Origin of the sequence: Enterobacter sp. 148H3, assembly GCF_034107425.1 — a bacterium.
In the GTDB taxonomy this organism is placed as follows: Bacteria; Pseudomonadota; Gammaproteobacteria; order Enterobacterales; family Enterobacteriaceae; genus Enterobacter; species Enterobacter vonholyi.
In genome coordinates, this window is the sequence record NZ_JAWNEI010000015.1 from 1 (window position 1) to 15,579 (window position 15,579).

The 15,579-nt window shown below is 52.9% G+C and carries 14 protein-coding genes and 1 rRNA gene; 7 read left to right on the forward strand and 8 right to left on the reverse strand.

Features of this window, described 5'->3' with window-relative positions; all coding sequences use genetic code 11:
• Window positions 1-86 (forward strand): 5S ribosomal RNA (gene rrf / locus USH94_RS18725); the annotation flags it as partial.
• A 100-nt stretch (window positions 87-186) separates the two neighbouring features.
• Here the strand turns inward: rrf and mobB are convergent.
• Entirely contained in the window at window positions 187-690 is a 504-nt protein-coding gene (gene mobB, locus USH94_RS18730; protein WP_111963932.1) for a molybdopterin-guanine dinucleotide biosynthesis protein MobB, read from the reverse strand.
• Window positions 687-1,271, reverse strand: a complete 585-nt coding sequence (gene mobA, locus USH94_RS18735) for a molybdenum cofactor guanylyltransferase MobA (protein ID WP_111963933.1) — start codon at window positions 1,269-1,271, stop codon at window positions 687-689. The genes mobB and mobA overlap by 4 nt, the downstream gene beginning before the upstream one ends.
• Window positions 1,272-1,339: 68 nt before the next feature.
• Here mobA and USH94_RS18740 point away from each other — a divergent pair, with 68 nt between their 5' ends.
• From USH94_RS18740 to dsbA, 3 genes are all read left to right on the forward strand, one after another.
• Window positions 1,340-1,609 (forward strand): YihD family protein, encoded by a 270-nt coding sequence (locus USH94_RS18740; RefSeq protein WP_008501866.1) that lies wholly within the window; start codon window positions 1,340-1,342, stop codon window positions 1,607-1,609.
• Window positions 1,610-1,684: 75 nt separating this feature from the next.
• Window positions 1,685-2,671, forward strand: a complete 987-nt coding sequence (locus USH94_RS18745) for a serine/threonine protein kinase (protein WP_111963934.1) — start codon at window positions 1,685-1,687, stop codon at window positions 2,669-2,671.
• A 26-nt stretch (window positions 2,672-2,697) separates the two neighbouring features.
• Complete coding sequence (gene dsbA, locus USH94_RS18750) at window positions 2,698-3,321, forward strand: thiol:disulfide interchange protein DsbA (RefSeq protein ID WP_111963935.1); 624 nt, start codon at window positions 2,698-2,700, stop codon at window positions 3,319-3,321.
• A 23-nt stretch (window positions 3,322-3,344) separates the two neighbouring features.
• On the opposite strand, the gene USH94_RS18755 is transcribed toward dsbA, so the two are convergent.
• Window positions 3,345-4,253 carry an acyltransferase gene (locus USH94_RS18755; protein ID WP_111963936.1) on the reverse strand — a complete coding sequence of 303 codons (909 nt, stop codon included), beginning with the start codon at window positions 4,251-4,253 and terminating at the stop codon, window positions 3,345-3,347.
• Window positions 4,254-4,693: 440 nt separating this feature from the next.
• Between USH94_RS18755 and polA the strand changes: the two genes are divergently transcribed.
• Window positions 4,694-7,486, forward strand: a complete 2,793-nt coding sequence (polA, locus tag USH94_RS18760) for a DNA polymerase I (RefSeq protein ID WP_111963980.1) — start codon at window positions 4,694-4,696, stop codon at window positions 7,484-7,486.
• Window positions 7,487-7,797: 311 nt separating this feature from the next.
• On the opposite strand, the gene yihA is transcribed toward polA, so the two are convergent.
• Window positions 7,798-8,427: a ribosome biogenesis GTP-binding protein YihA/YsxC gene (gene yihA / locus USH94_RS18765; protein ID WP_111963937.1), complete on the reverse strand. Its 630-nt coding sequence runs from the start codon at window positions 8,425-8,427 to the stop codon at window positions 7,798-7,800.
• Window positions 8,428-9,005: 578 nt separating this feature from the next.
• On the opposite strand from yihA, the gene yihI reads away from it, so the two are divergent.
• The gene (gene yihI / locus USH94_RS18770; protein ID WP_032644299.1) at window positions 9,006-9,521 is read left to right on the forward strand and encodes a Der GTPase-activating protein YihI; all 516 of its coding nucleotides are present in this window, start codon (window positions 9,006-9,008) and stop codon (window positions 9,519-9,521) included.
• A 188-nt stretch (window positions 9,522-9,709) separates the two neighbouring features.
• Window positions 9,710-11,083, forward strand: coding sequence for an oxygen-independent coproporphyrinogen III oxidase (hemN, locus tag USH94_RS18775; RefSeq protein ID WP_111963938.1), 1,374 nt, complete (start codon window positions 9,710-9,712; stop codon window positions 11,081-11,083).
• Between the two features lie 100 nt (window positions 11,084-11,183).
• Here the strand turns inward: hemN and USH94_RS18780 are convergent, their stop codons facing one another.
• The 4 genes from USH94_RS18780 to glnA form a co-directional block, all read right to left on the reverse strand.
• Window positions 11,184-11,294, reverse strand: a complete 111-nt coding sequence (locus USH94_RS18780; RefSeq protein WP_136196048.1) for a YshB family small membrane protein — start codon at window positions 11,292-11,294, stop codon at window positions 11,184-11,186.
• A 111-nt stretch (window positions 11,295-11,405) separates the two neighbouring features.
• Window positions 11,406-12,818 (reverse strand): nitrogen regulation protein NR(I), encoded by a 1,413-nt coding sequence (glnG, locus tag USH94_RS18785; RefSeq protein WP_008501858.1) that lies wholly within the window; start codon window positions 12,816-12,818, stop codon window positions 11,406-11,408.
• A gap of 11 nt (window positions 12,819-12,829) precedes the next feature.
• Window positions 12,830-13,879, reverse strand: coding sequence for a nitrogen regulation protein NR(II) (glnL, locus tag USH94_RS18790; protein ID WP_008501857.1), 1,050 nt, complete (start codon window positions 13,877-13,879; stop codon window positions 12,830-12,832).
• Window positions 13,880-14,049: 170 nt separating this feature from the next.
• Window positions 14,050-15,459: a glutamate--ammonia ligase gene (gene glnA / locus USH94_RS18795; protein ID WP_008501856.1), complete on the reverse strand. Its 1,410-nt coding sequence runs from the start codon at window positions 15,457-15,459 to the stop codon at window positions 14,050-14,052.
• Window positions 15,460-15,579 lie beyond the last annotated feature (120 nt).

Consider the following 15,579-nt stretch of genomic DNA (forward strand, 5'->3'; position numbering starts at 1 on the left):
GACCCCATGCCGAACTCAGAAGTGAAACGCCGTAGCGCCGATGGTAGTGTGGGGTCTCCCCATGTGAGAGTAGGGAACTGCCAGGCATCAAACAAGTGAAGAGGCCATCCGGAAGGATGGCCTTTTTGCGTTTATGGGTCAAAAAACGGTAGGCCGGATAAGGCGAAGCCGCTACCCGGCAAGTCGTCAGATCGCACTCCACTCCATAATAAACTCCGCAATCCCATCCACATCATTTAAATCCAGTACCGGAACTTCAAGTGGCAATACAACATCACTGACCACCGCAATGACATGCTCATCAAGCGTTAACTCGCTGATGTCATGCCCGGCATCGCTTCTGAATAGCAGGATCTTAGGCACGGCCTCATGCTTAAATCCCTCAATCAGCACCAGATCCAGGGTGGAGTGATCCATCCTACTGACAAGATAAGCGAGATCCAGCGGCGCCTCGTCCGGCGTTTCTGCCATTAACGCCCAGCGTTGAGAACTTGCCACCATCGTTTGCGCTGCACCCGCTTTACGCAGCTCAAAGCTGTCTTTTCCCGGTTTATCGACATCCATATTATGGTGCGTATGCTTAATCAATCCTGGACGAATACCTCTGGCACATAGCGCAGGAATGAGCTTTTTCAGGAGCGTGGTTTTCCCGGTCCCACTCCATGCGGAAATGGCTAAAATAGGTATCATTTTTTCTCCTGCATCATCTGCAAATCTTCATGCGTATTCACGTTCACAAACGCTGATTTTAAATCGCTAAAATCAACGGAATGGCCGCCAGACTCACGCATGAAGACCATTACCCTGCGCTCTCCCCCAGCCAGATAGCTCTGCAGAGCAAGCGCTAGCGATCGGTGCATTAATGCGATAGCAGGATGGTCACGCTCGCCGTCATGTACCCAAACCACAGGAGCTGTACCGCGAAGCTGTAATAAACGCTCGGCAAGACAGGACGGAATAAACGGGGTATCGCAGGGGCAGAAGATAAACCACTCTCCTTGAGACTGTTGTATGACCGAAAGCATACCGGCCAGCGGTCCTGGGTAATCCTCAACGATATCCTGGTAGACGGCGTACCCGCTGCTTCGGTAAGTGTCGATATGCCGGTTAGCGCTGATGGCCATTGTCGACACCTGGCCTGAGAGCGTATCGACGACATGCTGCCATAAGGGTTTTCCATTAAGAAGCTGAAGCCCCTTATCTTTTCCGCCCATTCGCGTTGCTCTGCCGCCTGCCAGAACGACCCCGATGATTTCCTGGCTAAGATTCACGAATATCGCCTCTTTTATTGTGGGATTGACCCTGCTAACGTGTCACTCTAAATGAAAGGAGCACCACCATGAAATGTAAACGTCTGAATGAAGTTATTGAACTCCTACAGCCCGCCTGGCAAAAAGAGCCAGAGCTAAATCTGATGCAATTTTTACAGAAACTGGCGAAAGAGTCAGGTTTTGACGGCGATCTGGCTGACCTTTCTGACGACATCCTGATCTACCACCTTAAAATGCGCGACTCTGCCAAAGATGCTGTTATTCCTGGTATTCAGAAAGATTATGAGGAAGATTTTAAGACCGCATTATTGCGCGCACGAGGCGTAATTAAAGAGTAAAAGCTTGTAAGCGGCGGCACCGAAATCGCCACAAGATGATATCCTGAATCATTCGTATAATTTCCGGATGATCGGATGAACGACCAGGCTTTTACTTTCCAGACATTACACCCGGACACCATTATGGATGCCCTGTTTGAACAGGGTATTCGGGTGGATTCCGGGCTAACACCGTTAAACAGCTACGAAAACCGCGTCTATCAATTTCAGGACGAGGATCGTCAGCGATTCGTTGTAAAGTTCTATCGTCCTGAACGCTGGTCCGCAGAACAAATTCAGGAAGAGCATCAGTTTGCTCACGATCTGCTGGATGACGATGTTCCCGTTGCCGCACCGCTAAAATTCAATAACCAAACGCTCCTCACGCACGAAGGGTTTTACTACGCTGTATTCCCGAGCCTGGGGGGGCGCCAGTTTGAAGCGGATAATATCGATCAGATGGAGTGGGTTGCCCGCTATCTTGGGCGTATACACCAGACGGGACGCAAAAAAGCCTTTATTGCCCGCCCGACTATCGGGATTCAGGAATACCTTCTTGAACCGCGCCAAGTATTCGAAACGTCTGCAATGATCCCCGCAGCGCTAAAGGATGATTTCCTCAACGCCACCGATAAGCTTATTGCTGCAGTGAAAACCTGCTGGCGCGATGATATTTCCGTCCTGCGCCTGCATGGCGATTGTCACGCCGGGAATATTCTCTGGCGTGACGGCCCGCTCTTTGTCGATCTCGACGATGCGCGCATGGGGGCAGCGGTTCAGGACCTGTGGATGCTGCTCAATGGCGATAAAGCCGAGCAGCGCATGCAGCTTGAAACCATTATTGAAGCTTATGAAGAATTTAGCCCGTTTAATTCAGACGAAATTGCCCTGATTGAGCCTTTACGTGCGATGCGTTTTGTTTATTATCTCGCATGGTTAATCAGGCGTTGGGACGATCCGGCATTTCCTCGCAATTTCCCGTGGCTTACCGGAGAGGATTACTGGCGTAGCCAGATATCTACATTTACTGAGCAGGTTAGGGTTCTTCAGGAGCCCCCTCTGCAATTAACGCCGATGTATTAATGGACACACCCAGGAGAGAGTTAATCATGAAAAAAATTTGGCTGGCGCTGGCAGGTATGATTCTGGCATTTAGCGCTTCTGCTGCGCAGTTTACCGACGGCAAACAGTACATCACGCTGGACAAGCCGGTCGCTGGCGAGCCACAGGTTCTGGAGTTCTTCTCGTTCTATTGCCCACACTGCTATCAGTTCGAGCAGGTGCTGCATGTTTCTGACAACGTGAAGAAAAAGCTGCCGGAAGGCACAAAAATGACCAAGTACCACGTCGAGTTCCTGGGCCCATTGGGTAAAGACCTGACTCAGGCATGGGCGGTGGCGATGGCACTGGGCGTGGAAGATAAGATCACTTCGCCAATGTTTGAAGCCGTACAGAAAACACAGACCGTTCAGACCACTGCGGATATCCGTAAAGTGTTCGTTGATGCCGGCGTGAAAGGTGAAGAGTATGATGCCGTGTGGAACAGCTTCGTGGTGAAATCACTGGTTGCCCAGCAGGAAAAAGCGGCTGCTGACCTCCAGCTTCAGGGCGTTCCGGCGATGTTTGTTAACGGCAAATATCAGCTGAACATGCAGGGCATGGACACCAGCAGCATGGATATCTTCGTACAGCAGTATGCTGATACCGTGAAATACCTGGTTGAGAAGAAGTAATTTCACTGATGTAAAAACGCCGGTCACTGACCGGCGTTTTTGTATGAAGATTTAATCCTGCCTATCTGTTCGTCTTTCTCTTTCCAGAGCGTATTAAGCCACTGCTGGAAACGACGTTTGAAATTCTTGTCGTTTACGTAATCACCGTGCAGTTCAGCGTCAATCGGAACCAGGTCGACATGCACGACAATGCGCGTCAGTTTGCCGCTGAGCATATCGAAGAATGGCGTCCTGTCGTTTTCCGGATAGCAGAGCGTGACGTTAAGAAGTTTATCGAACTGTGCTCCCAGCACGTTAAGCGCCATCGCAATCCCCGCTGCCTTTGGCGGCAACAGATGCTGATAAGGAGAGCGAGTTTGCTGGCGCTTCTCTTCCGTAAACCGGGAACCTTCAACAAAGTTCACGATAGTCGTTGGATGCGCGCGAAACTTTTCGCAGGAACGGCGCGTGGTCTCCACATCTTTGCCGCGACGCTCGGGATGACGAATCAAATAGCTGCGCGAATAGCGTTTCATAAAGGGCATATCTAGCGCCCAGCAGGCCAGCCCAATAAAAGGCACCCAGGCGAGCTGCTGTTTCAGAAAGTATTTGTTCATCGGGATGTGTTTGCGAAAAAGCACGCATAACACCACGATGTCCGCCCAGCTGTGGTGATTGCAGATCAGCAGGTACCAGTTCTTCTTGTTAAGACTCTCCAGTCCTTTGATATCCCACTTCAGATGCGGGTTCAGGCACAGCAGGATCGCCAGCCCTTCGCACCAGCAGTACATCATGAAATTACAAAATGCGGACACGGCTCGCCACACCATGGGGACAGGCAGCAGCAGTTTAATGATCCCGGCTACGATGATCGGCACAGAACATGCGACAGTCACCAGAATAGTTAAAATGATGCTTAACAGTAATGTTATTGCAGCGAGCAATCTCGACATGATGAGCTTTTTCAGGTAGTTAGCTGTAAGTTAGCGGCCGGCTATTCGACGCTGGGCGCTGATTTTACCAGAAAACGGACAAATTAATGGCGCTTTCATGTGATGATTTGGCCGCTTTTACCCTGTCGTAGACGATTTCACTGTGATTCCGCGCTTATCAAGGCTTATATCCACATAGACTAAATTGCCATCAGTTGGCCATATAGATAAGATCTAATGCCATAACAGCATGATAATTAAGATCTAAAAAATAACTCATATGTGTATTTTGTGTCTGTTATTCATATGAAGTGAAAATATGCACAAACTTATCCACAGTTTGAATTTTGCGAGCGATCCTCACGATCGCAAAATCTTTTCCTGTATCAGGCGCTAATAACTGATGTTTTCATCCTTCTGTGGCATCCTTTACCCATAAATTGATTAAAGGCACGGACATTATGGTTCAGATCCCAGAAAACCCTCTTATTCTCGTCGATGGCTCTTCTTACCTGTATCGGGCATACCATGCGTTTCCTCCTCTGACCAATAGCGCAGGGGAACCCACCGGCGCAATGTACGGCGTGCTGAACATGCTGCGCAGCCTGATCCTTCAGTACCAGCCAACCCATGCGGCTGTGGTCTTTGATGCGAAAGGCAAAACGTTCCGCGATGAGCTGTTTGAGCATTACAAATCTCACCGTCCGCCAATGCCTGACGATCTGCGTGCGCAGATTGAGCCGCTGCACACCATGGTAAAAGCGATGGGGCTACCGCTGCTGGCCGTCTCTGGCGTTGAAGCCGATGACGTCATCGGTACGCTGGCGCGTGAAGCAGAAAAGATGGGTCGTCCTGTACTGATCAGCACCGGTGATAAAGATATGGCGCAGCTGGTGACGCCAGGTATCACCCTGATTAATACCATGACCAATACCATTCTGGGGCCTGAAGAGGTTGTCACTAAGTATGGCGTGCCGCCTGAGCTGATTATCGACTTCCTTGCGTTGATGGGCGACTCCTCGGATAACATCCCGGGTGTCCCTGGCGTTGGTGAGAAAACCGCGCAGGCGCTGCTTCAGGGGCTGGGCGGGCTGGATACGCTCTACGCGGAATCAGACAAAATCGCCGGGCTCTCCTTCCGTGGCGCAAAAACCATGGCCGGAAAACTGGAAGAGAACAAAGAGGTGGCTTATCTCTCCTATAAGCTGGCTACAATCAAAACCGATGTCGAACTGGAGCTGGGCTGTGAGCAGCTTGAGGTGCAACAGCCTTCTGCTGGCGATCTGCTGAGCCTGTTTAAGAAATACGAATTCAAGCGCTGGATCACTGACGTGGAAGCCGGTAAATGGCTACAGGCAAAAGGGGCCAAACCTGCTGCAAAGCCGAAGGAGACGATTGTTGTTGAAGCAGAAGATCAGGCTGAAGAAGAAGCCGTGGCGCTTTCATTCGACAACTACGAAACCATTCTTGAAGAGTCACAGCTGATCGCCTGGATCGAGAAACTGAAAAAGGCGCCGGTCTTTGCCTTTGATACCGAAACTGACAGTCTCGATAACATCTCAGCCAATATGGTTGGCCTGTCATTTGCGACAGAGCCGGGTATTGCAGCCTACGTTCCTGTGGCGCACGATTACCTGGATGCGCCGGAGCAGCTCTCCCGTGAACGCGTGCTTGAGCTGCTGAAGCCGATCCTGGAAGACGAAAAGGCGCTCAAGGTTGGGCAAAACCTCAAGTACGACCGCGGCATTCTGCAAAACTACGGCATTGAACTGCGTGGGATCGCCTTCGACACCATGCTCGAATCCTACATTCTGGACAGCGTCGCGGGCCGCCATGATATGGATTCCTTATCTGACCGCTGGCTCAAGCACAAAACCATCACCTTTGAAGAGATTGCCGGAAAAGGGAAAAATCAACTCACCTTTAACCAGATTGCTCTTGAAGAGGCGGGTCGCTACGCGGCGGAAGATGCTGACGTCACGCTGCAGCTGCATCTGAAGATGTGGCCAAAACTGCAGAAGCACGAAGGTCCGCTGAACGTGTTCCAGCATATCGAGATGCCGCTGGTGCCCGTGCTATCCCGCATTGAACGCAACGGCGTGAAAATCGACCCAACGGTGCTGCATAACCACTCCGGGGAGCTAGCGCAGCGCCTGACCGAGCTTGAGCAAAAAGCGCATGAGCTTGCAGGCGAGCCGTTTAACCTCTCTTCACCGAAGCAGCTGCAAACCATTCTGTTTGAAAAGCAGGGCATCAAGCCGCTGAAGAAAACCCCTGGCGGCGCACCGTCAACCTCTGAAGAGGTGCTGGAAGAGCTGGCGCTGGATTACCCGCTGCCAAAAGTGATTCTGCAGTACCGTGGTCTCGCGAAGCTGAAGTCGACCTACACCGACAAGCTTCCGCTTATGATCAACCCGAAAACGGGTCGCGTACACACGTCGTATCATCAGGCTGTTGCGGCGACCGGTCGTCTCTCGTCTACCGATCCTAACCTACAGAACATCCCGGTACGTAACGAAGAGGGCCGTCGTATTCGCCAGGCTTTCATCGCACCAGAGGATTATCTGATAGTCTCTGCTGACTACTCGCAAATCGAACTGCGCATAATGGCGCATCTGTCCCGTGACAAAGGCCTGCTTACCGCGTTTGCTGAAGGAAAGGATATCCACCGGGCAACCGCGGCGGAAGTATTCGGCTTGCCGCTGGACAGCGTGACCAACGAGCAGCGCCGCAGCGCTAAGGCGATCAACTTCGGTCTGATCTACGGCATGAGTGCATTTGGTCTGTCGCGCCAGCTCAACATTCCGCGTAAAGAGTCGCAGAAGTATATGGATCTCTACTTCGAGCGTTATCCGGGTGTGCTGGAATATATGGAACGCACCCGCGCGCAGGCGAAGGAAAAAGGTTACGTCGAAACCCTGGATGGCCGCCGTCTCTACCTACCGGACATCAAATCCAGCAACGCGGCGCGCCGCGCTGGCGCAGAGCGTGCGGCGATCAACGCCCCGATGCAGGGTACCGCGGCGGATATTATTAAGCGTGCAATGATCGCCGTTGATGCCTGGCTGGAAGAAGAGAAGCCTCGCGTGAAAATGATCATGCAGGTACACGATGAACTGGTATTTGAAGTGCACAAGGACGACCTCGACGCCGTGTCGAAGAAGATCCACGAACTGATGGAAAACAGCATGACGCTTGATGTGCCGTTGCTGGTGGAAGTGGGAAGTGGTGAAAACTGGGATCAGGCTCACTAACGATTCTTCGCATAACGCGCTATTTATGTAAGTTTGCAACATTAGAACGCGCGTTTTGTGACGATCATTAGAATTCCCTATGTAAAGAATGAAAAAAAACTACAAAAAGTGCTTTTTCTGCAGCACAAAAAGGGGTAGAGTTATCGGCGTAGGGTACAGAGGTAAGATGTTCTATCTTTCAGACCTTTTACTTCACGTAATCGGATTTGGCTGAATATTTTAGCCGCCCCAGTCAGTAATGACTGGGGCGTTTTTTATTGCGGCAAAGAAATGTTCAGGCAAAAAAAGCGCGGACATTGCCGCGCCCGGTATTACTCTTCTTCCGCTTCCTTCGCGGGTTCCAGCTCGCTAAACCAGGTATCGAGTTTCTGACGCAACTTGTCCACGCCCTGCTTTTTCAGCGAGGAGAACGGCTCAACCTGTACATCACCGTTGAACGCCAGCACCGCTTCGCGAACCATATTCACCTGCGCTTTACGCGCGCCGCTCGCCAGCTTATCGGCTTTCGTCAGCAGCACCAGTACGGCGATATCGCTTGCTACAGCCCAGTCGATCATCTGCTGATCGAGATCTTTTAGCGGGTGACGAATATCCATCAGCACCACCAGACCTTTCAGGCACAGACGTTTTTCCAGGTATTCACCCAGCGCACGCTGCCACTTGATTTTCATCTCTTCCGGTACCTGCGCGTAACCGTAGCCCGGTAAGTCGACCAGGCGTTTGCCCTCTGCGACTTCAAACAGGTTGATCAGCTGGGTACGGCCAGGTGTTTTTGAGGTACGCGCCAGGCTCTTCTGATTGGTCAGCGTATTCAGGGCGCTGGATTTCCCCGCATTTGAGCGGCCAGCAAAGGCCACTTCAATACCGGTATCAGAAGGCAGGTGGCGAATATCGGGCGCACTAGTGACAAAATGCGTCTGTTGGTAGTTCCAGGTAGTCACGTGGTCGTCTCCAAAATCGTAATCTGAAGGGGATTATACCCGAATGCAGGCAAAAGGCTTTTCTGTTTGCTAATGACCTGTAGGCAAATGCCTCAGGCAGTGTGAGAGATCGGCCAGTAATGCCCTGAGATATTTCAGAGAATTCGCAGGTGTCAAAAAATCCAAACTGTTTTAAATCATAAGCTTATTTTCGGGTAATTGTCTGAAAATCCTTTTTTGTACCGTTTCGTTGCTTGTTAGTTTAACGGAACAAGGTAAAGTGTGCGTCAGGGCGAGGAAGCCAACAGGAAATCGACTTAAGGATTAGGGTCAGGAGCGCCAGGAGGCGAAGACGCAGGATTGTCAGGACGACCAGCGCCTGGAGGCGTTTTAAAAGGAAATGGAACCGTATCACGGACGGTATTAGCCAAGGGATAAACAGGGTTTGTTGTTGGCAAACATGGAATGTCTGACCCGCTAAGGGTTGTGAGTCAGGAAAAAAGGCGACAGATTGCTCTGTCGCCTTTTTTCTTTGCTTGCTTTCTGCTAGATTTCGCCGCAATTCTATACTGAAGAAAACGACTTAAAGATAAAACATCATGAAAAAACCAACCTCCGCTGCGGGCGCGAAACGCCCTGCAAAAGCACGCCGCAAAACGCGCGAAGAACTGAACCAGGAAGCGCGCGACCGCAAACGCGACAAAAAACATCGCGGTCATGCTGCGGGTAGCCGTGCCAACGGTGGTGGTGCAGCGGGCGCTTCTGCAAAAGGCAAGCAGCAGAAAGATCCTCGTATCGGCAGTAAAACTCCCATTCCACTGGGCGTGACAGACACCCCGGTCACTAAGCAGCACAAACCAAAGAGCGAGAAACCTATGCTTTCACCGCAGGCTGAGCTGGATTTGCTGGAGAACGATGAGCGCCTGGACGCGCTGCTGGAACGTCTTGAAGAGGGTGAAACCCTGACCGCTGAAGAGCAGTCATGGGTGGATGCCAAACTGGATCGTATTGATGAACTGATGCAGAAGCTGGGCCTGTCATACGACGATGACGAAGATGAAGAAGAAGACGAGAAGCAGGAAGATATGATGCGTCTTCTGAAGGGTGGAAACTAACATTTGCACCCGGCAGGCACGATAGTCCTGCTTATAACCCTTCCGGTTATATGTTATCTGGTGTGGTTATTCGTTAAACTACGGCGGTTGTCGCGGCGACAGAAGTGGCTGCGCACCCGAATGATGGCCCGCAATGGGGTCAGAACGGGCCGCCGTATACGAACGCGACACCAACGGAAGGAGTGAGCATGTCAGCATCAACTATCGAATGGGATTTGGCCCTAATCCAGAAATATAACTATTCCGGGCCGCGTTATACGTCATACCCCACCGCGCTGGAGTTCTCCGATGCCTTCGGAGAGCGTGATTTCCAGCAGGCTGTCGCGCGCTATCCTGAGCGTCCGCTGTCGCTCTACGTCCATATTCCGTTCTGCCACAAGCTTTGCTACTTCTGCGGCTGCAATAAAATCGTGACCCGCCAGCAGCATAAAGCCGACCAGTATCTTGATGCGCTCGAACAGGAAATTGTGCATCGCGCGCCGCTGTTTAAAGGCCGTCACGTGAGCCAGCTTCACTGGGGCGGCGGTACGCCAACCTATCTGAACAAAGCGCAAATAAGCCGCCTGATGGCGCTTCTGCGCGGCTATTTCAGTTTTAATGCTGACGCTGAGATCTCGATCGAAGTCGATCCGCGTGAAATTCAGCTGGATGTCCTGGATCATTTACGCGCAGAAGGATTCAACCGACTGAGTATGGGCGTACAGGATTTCAATAAAGAGGTTCAGCGTCTGGTGAACCGCGAGCAGGACGAAGAATTTATCTTTGCCTTACTCAATCACGCGCGTGAGATTGGTTTCACCTCGACCAATATTGACCTGATTTACGGCCTGCCAAAGCAAACGCCGGAAAGCTTCGCCTTCACGCTGAAGCGCGTGGCTGAACTTAACCCGGACCGCCTGAGCGTCTTTAACTATGCGCATCTGCCAACGCTCTTTGCCGCCCAGCGCAAAATCAAAGATGCCGATCTTCCTTCTGCCCAGCAGAAGCTGGATATCCTGCAGGAAACCATCACCTCGCTGACCGAAACCGGCTATCAGTTTATCGGCATGGATCACTTTGCCCGTCCGGATGACGAGCTGGCCGTTGCTCAGCGCGAAGGGGTCCTGCACCGTAACTTCCAGGGATATACGACCCAGGGCGATACCGATTTACTGGGAATGGGTGTCTCCGCCATTAGCATGATTGGCGACTGCTACGCGCAGAACCAGAAAGAGCTGAAGCTGTATTACCAGCAGGTTGATGAGACTGGCAACGCGCTGTGGCGCGGCATTGCGTTAACGCGTGATGACTGTATCCGTCGCGATGTGATTAAGGCGCTTATCTGTAACTTCCGTCTCGATTTCAGCGATGTGGAAGCGCAGTGGGAACTGAACTTCAGCGATTATTTCGCGGAAGATCTGAAGCTTCTGGCGCCGCTGGCGAAAGACGGGCTGGTGGATGTGTCGGAGAGCGGGATTGAGGTCACGCCGAAAGGGCGTCTGTTGATCCGTAATATCTGCATGTGCTTTGACGCGTATCTGCGTCAGAAAGCGCGAATGCAGCAGTTCTCGCGAGTTATTTAAACTGTAATGCCGGGTGGCGGCTTCGCCTTACCTGGCCTACAAAAGTGCGAAATGTAGGCCGGGTAAGCGAAGCGTCACCCGGCTTTTCATCGCCAACTCGCTAGCTAAACAGCCCAACCAGCGCCGCGCACAACATAGCCGCAACGGCTGTTTGTGGCGTGTGGCTTTCAGCGGCTCCGCTAGAGAGCATATTCACGAATGTTTCCAGCATGATGTTCACCCCCAATTTCCGGGCACGATCATACAAAACTCATCGGAACAGTAAAGCGCAAAATAACGACGATTTGCGTTCAATTAATAACCTTTACACAGCGGCGTGAGATCATTCCATTCCCAGCTCTTTCAGCTTGCGCGTCAGGGTATTGCGACCCCATCCCAACAGGCGAGCGGCTTCCTGCTTGTGACCCTGCGTATGACGAAGCGCGGTGGTCAACAGCGTACGCTCCATCTCAGGCTGAGCCTCAGACAGCAGGTTTTGATGACCGGAACGCAGCGCGCGGTCGGCCCACTGCGCCAGCAGCGTCGCCCAGCTGTCCGGCAGCGCGTGTCCGCTACTGCTTTCCGGCGCGGTCGCCTCAAACAGTTCGGCCGGTAAATCCTGAATCAGCACTTCCTGACCGGCAGCCATCACGGTTAACCAGCGGCAGGTGTTTTCCAGCTGACGCACGTTGCCCGGCCACGCCAGACGCGTCAGAGCGGCATCGGTTTCCGGGTGAAGCTGCTTGGCTTCCACGCCCAGCTCGCGGGCAGCCACCTGCAGAAAATGACGCGCCAGGCGGGGAATATCTTCCCGACGTTCACGCAGCGGCGGCAGATGAACGCGAATGACGTTCAGACGGTGGAATAAATCCTCACGGAATTTTCCTTCCTGCACGCGTTGTTCCAGGTTCTGGTGGGTCGCGGCGATAATACGCACGTCCACTTTCACCGGCGCATAGCCGCCCACGCGATAAAACTGCCCGTCGGCCAGCACGCGCAGCAGGCGGGTCTGAACGTCAAGCGGCATATCACCGATTTCATCCAGGAACAGCGTGCCGCCGTCAGCCTGTTCGAAGCGCCCCTGGCGAATGGTATTTGCGCCGGTAAATGCCCCTTTTTCATGGCCGAACAGTTCGGACTCAATTAAATCCTTCGGGATCGCCGCCATATTCAGGGCGATGAACGGGGCTTTTGCCCGCGGGCTATGGCGATGCAGTGCATGCGCTACAAGCTCTTTACCGGTGCCCGATTCGCCGTTAATCAAGACGCTGATGGACGAGCGGGACAGACGGCCAATAATGCGAAACACGTCCTGCATCGCCGGCGCTTCGCCAATGATGTCGGTGGTTGGCCCAAAATCGGGCGCGTGGCGTGGTTGTTGCTGCTCCTGATAATGGCTAATCGCGCGTTCAACCAGCGCCACCGCTTCGTCGATATCAAACGGTTTGGGCAGGTAATCGAACGCCCCTTGCTGATAGGCACTCACTGCGGCATCCAGATCGGAGTGCGCGGTCATTATGATGACCGGTAGCATAGGGTGGCGTTGTTTGATCTGCTTTAACAGCGCCAGCCCGTCCATGCCCGGCATACGGATATCCGACAGCAGAACATCGGGCGTTTTAGTGGTGAGTGCGTCGAGCACTTCGCTGCCGCTCTCAAACGTCGTGCAGCTTAATCCTGCCCCTGTGAGCGCGCGTTCAAGCACCCAACGGATGGAGCTATCGTCATCGACTACCCAGACTATCCCTCGTTGCATAAACGTCACCTTTATTTTTTAATCGGCAGGAAAACCGAAAACTCGGTATGTCCCGGCCAACTGGTAAATTCAATTTTTCCAGAGTGTTGGTCGATCAAACTGCGGGCAATGGATAAGCCCAGGCCGGTTCCGCCTTCGCGGCCGCTGACCATCGGGTAGAACAGGGTGTCCTGCAGATGCGATGGAATGCCGGGCCCGTTATCCTCAACGTCGATTCGGGCGGCCAGCCGGTAGCGCACGCCGTGTAACGTGAGCTGGAAGGCGGTGCGGGTGCGTAAAATAATCTCGCCGCCTTCAGGTCCCAGCGCCTGCAGAGCATTACGCACAATATTCAACAGGACCTGCTCAATCTGGTCCGGGTCATGGGCCAGTTCCGGCAGGCTTGGGTCGTAATCACGTACCAGCGTGACGTTCTCTGGCAGCTCCATTGAGACGAGCTTCACCACCCGCTCAGCCACTTTATGGATGCTTTCAGTGACGTGCATTCCCGGCTGCTGCGGACCGAGAAGACGGTCTACCAGATTCCGCAGACGGTCCGCCTGCTCAATGATGACGTTGGTATATTCCGCCAGCGCAGGGTCAGGCAGCGCCTTGGTCAGAAGCTGCGCCGCGCCGCGTAACCCACCCAGCGGGTTTTTGATTTCATGCGCCAGACCGCGCACGAGGTCACGGGCTGCAATCTGCTGCGCATGCTGAAGCTGCTCCTGGCTCAGTCGACGCTGATTATCCATCGGCGCCATTTCCAGCAGGATCAGGCCTTCGGGAAGACGTTGCGCGGTTAGCGACAGAATGTGCGAGCGCCCGTCGATCACCAGCGTCACTTCGTTATCGGTGAAACCCTGGCCTGCCTGTAAGCTTTCCTGCATCAGGCCAATATTCAGCGAAAAGTAGCTCAGGAGTTCCGGAAGCGGGGTACCGAATAGTTTACGTGCGCTTTGGGCAAGCAGCTGCTGTGCCGCCGGGTTGGCGTAATGAACGGCCAGCTCGTCATCGACCAGCAAGATGCTGTTAATCAAAGAATTGAGGATCTGCCCAGCATCGGGCAGCGTGCCAGTTGCCATTCAGCAGTCTCCTGGAGTCGTTTGCACTAATTTAGTGCAGTATAGCGTTTTCGGCGTAAAAAGCGCGTGAGATCAGATTGTTGGTGGAGAAAAAAGCCCATCCTGAGATGGGCTAAAAGTTTCCACGGCAACTACTCCCGGCGCTTGTCACGCCGGGTAAAACAACTTAATTAAACGCTGTAGTACAGTTCGAACTCAACCGGATGCGGAGTCATGCGCACGCGGTCGTTCTCTTCAGTGCGCAGTGCGATGTAAGCATCGATAGCGTCGTCAGTGAATACGCCACCTGCAGTCAGGAACTCACGGTCTGCGTCCAGCGCCTGCAGGGCTTCTTCCAGAGAGCCAGCAACCTGTGGGATCTCTTTCGCTTCTTCTGGCGGCAGGTCGTACAGGTTTTTGTCCATCGCTTCGCCCGGGTGGATCTTGTTCTTGATACCGTCCAGACCTGCCATCAGCAGTGCTGCGAAGCACAGGTATGGGTTAGCCGCTGGATCCGGGAAGCGTACTTCGATACGACGCGCTTTAGGAGACGCTACTACCGGGATACGGATAGAAGCAGAACGGTTACGTGCAGAGTAGGCCAGCATCACTGGCGCTTCGTAGCCCGGGACCAGACGCTTGTAGGAGTTGGTGGTTGGGTTAGCCAGGGCGTTGATCGCTTTAGCGTGTTTGATTACGCCGCCGATGTAGTACAGCGCCTGCTCGGACAGGCCAGCATATTTGTCGCCAGAGAACAGGTTGGTACCGTTCTTGGACAGAGACATGTGGCAGTGCATACCGGAACCGTTGTCGCCAAACATTGGTTTTGGCATGAAGGTCGCGGTTTTACCGAAACGGTGCGCAACGTTGTGCACAACGTATTTGTAGATCTGAATTTCGTCCGCTTTTTTGGTCATGGTGTTGAAGCGGGTTGCCACTTCGTTCTGACCAGCAGTCGCCACTTCGTGGTGGTGAGCTTCAACAACCAGGCCCATCTCTTCCATCACCAGACACATGGTGGAACGAATGTCCTGTGCAGAATCGACCGGAGGAACCGGGAAGTAACCACCTTTAACGCCAGGACGGTGACCTTTGTTACCACCTTCATATTTGGTGGAGGAGTTCCATGCACCTTCGATGTCGTCGATAGCAACGTGGGAGCCAGAAATAGAAGCACCGAAACGGATGTCATCGAACAGGAAGAACTCTGGCTCTGGCCCGAACAGAACGGTGTCTGCGATGCCGGTAGAACGCAGGTACTCTTCAGCGCGTTTAGCGATAGAACGCGGGTCGCGGTCGTAGCCCTGCAGCGTGCCTGGCTCGAGGATGTCGCAACGGATGATCAGGGTTGGTTCTTCGAAGAACGGATCAATGACCGCAGTGGTCGCATCTGGCATCAGAACCATGTCGGATTCGTTAATGCCTTTCCAGCCACCAATGGAGGAGCCGTCAAACATTTTGCCTTCTTCAAAGAATTCGGCGTTCACCTGATGAGCAGGGATTGTGACGTGCTGTTCTTTACCTTTGGTGTCGGTGAAGCGGAGATCAACAAACTTCACTTCATGTTCGTTCAGCATCGTCAAAACGTGTTCAGCGGACATACTTAACTCTCCAGATTGGTCATTGTCGTCGTGGTAACGAGGTCTTCAGTTTCTGTTTGTACTGGCTGTTGCCATGTATTTTTATAAAGCGAAATCTGTGCCAACTTTTAAATCACCCCA

Excerpts from the sequence above, each read along its gene's own strand:
- mobB (WP_111963932.1), bottom strand. The coding sequence starts at position 690 with ATGATACCTATTTTAGCCATTTCCGCATGGAGTGGGACCGGGAAAACC.
- USH94_RS18740 (WP_008501866.1), top strand. The coding sequence starts at position 1,340 with ATGAAATGTAAACGTCTGAATGAAGTTATTGAACTCCTACAGCCCGCC.
- USH94_RS18745 (WP_111963934.1), top strand. The coding sequence starts at position 1,685 with ATGAACGACCAGGCTTTTACTTTCCAGACATTACACCCGGACACCATT.
- dsbA (WP_111963935.1), top strand. The coding sequence starts at position 2,698 with ATGAAAAAAATTTGGCTGGCGCTGGCAGGTATGATTCTGGCATTTAGC.
- USH94_RS18755 (WP_111963936.1), bottom strand. The coding sequence starts at position 4,253 with ATGTCGAGATTGCTCGCTGCAATAACATTACTGTTAAGCATCATTTTA.
- polA (WP_111963980.1), top strand. The coding sequence starts at position 4,694 with ATGGTTCAGATCCCAGAAAACCCTCTTATTCTCGTCGATGGCTCTTCT.
- yihI (WP_032644299.1), top strand. The coding sequence starts at position 9,006 with ATGAAAAAACCAACCTCCGCTGCGGGCGCGAAACGCCCTGCAAAAGCA.
- hemN (WP_111963938.1), top strand. The coding sequence starts at position 9,710 with ATGTCAGCATCAACTATCGAATGGGATTTGGCCCTAATCCAGAAATAT.
- USH94_RS18780 (WP_136196048.1), bottom strand. The coding sequence starts at position 11,294 with ATGCTGGAAACATTCGTGAATATGCTCTCTAGCGGAGCCGCTGAAAGC.
- glnG (WP_008501858.1), bottom strand. The coding sequence starts at position 12,818 with ATGCAACGAGGGATAGTCTGGGTAGTCGATGACGATAGCTCCATCCGT.
- glnL (WP_008501857.1), bottom strand. The coding sequence starts at position 13,879 with ATGGCAACTGGCACGCTGCCCGATGCTGGGCAGATCCTCAATTCTTTG.
- glnA (WP_008501856.1), bottom strand. The coding sequence starts at position 15,459 with ATGTCCGCTGAACACGTTTTGACGATGCTGAACGAACATGAAGTGAAG.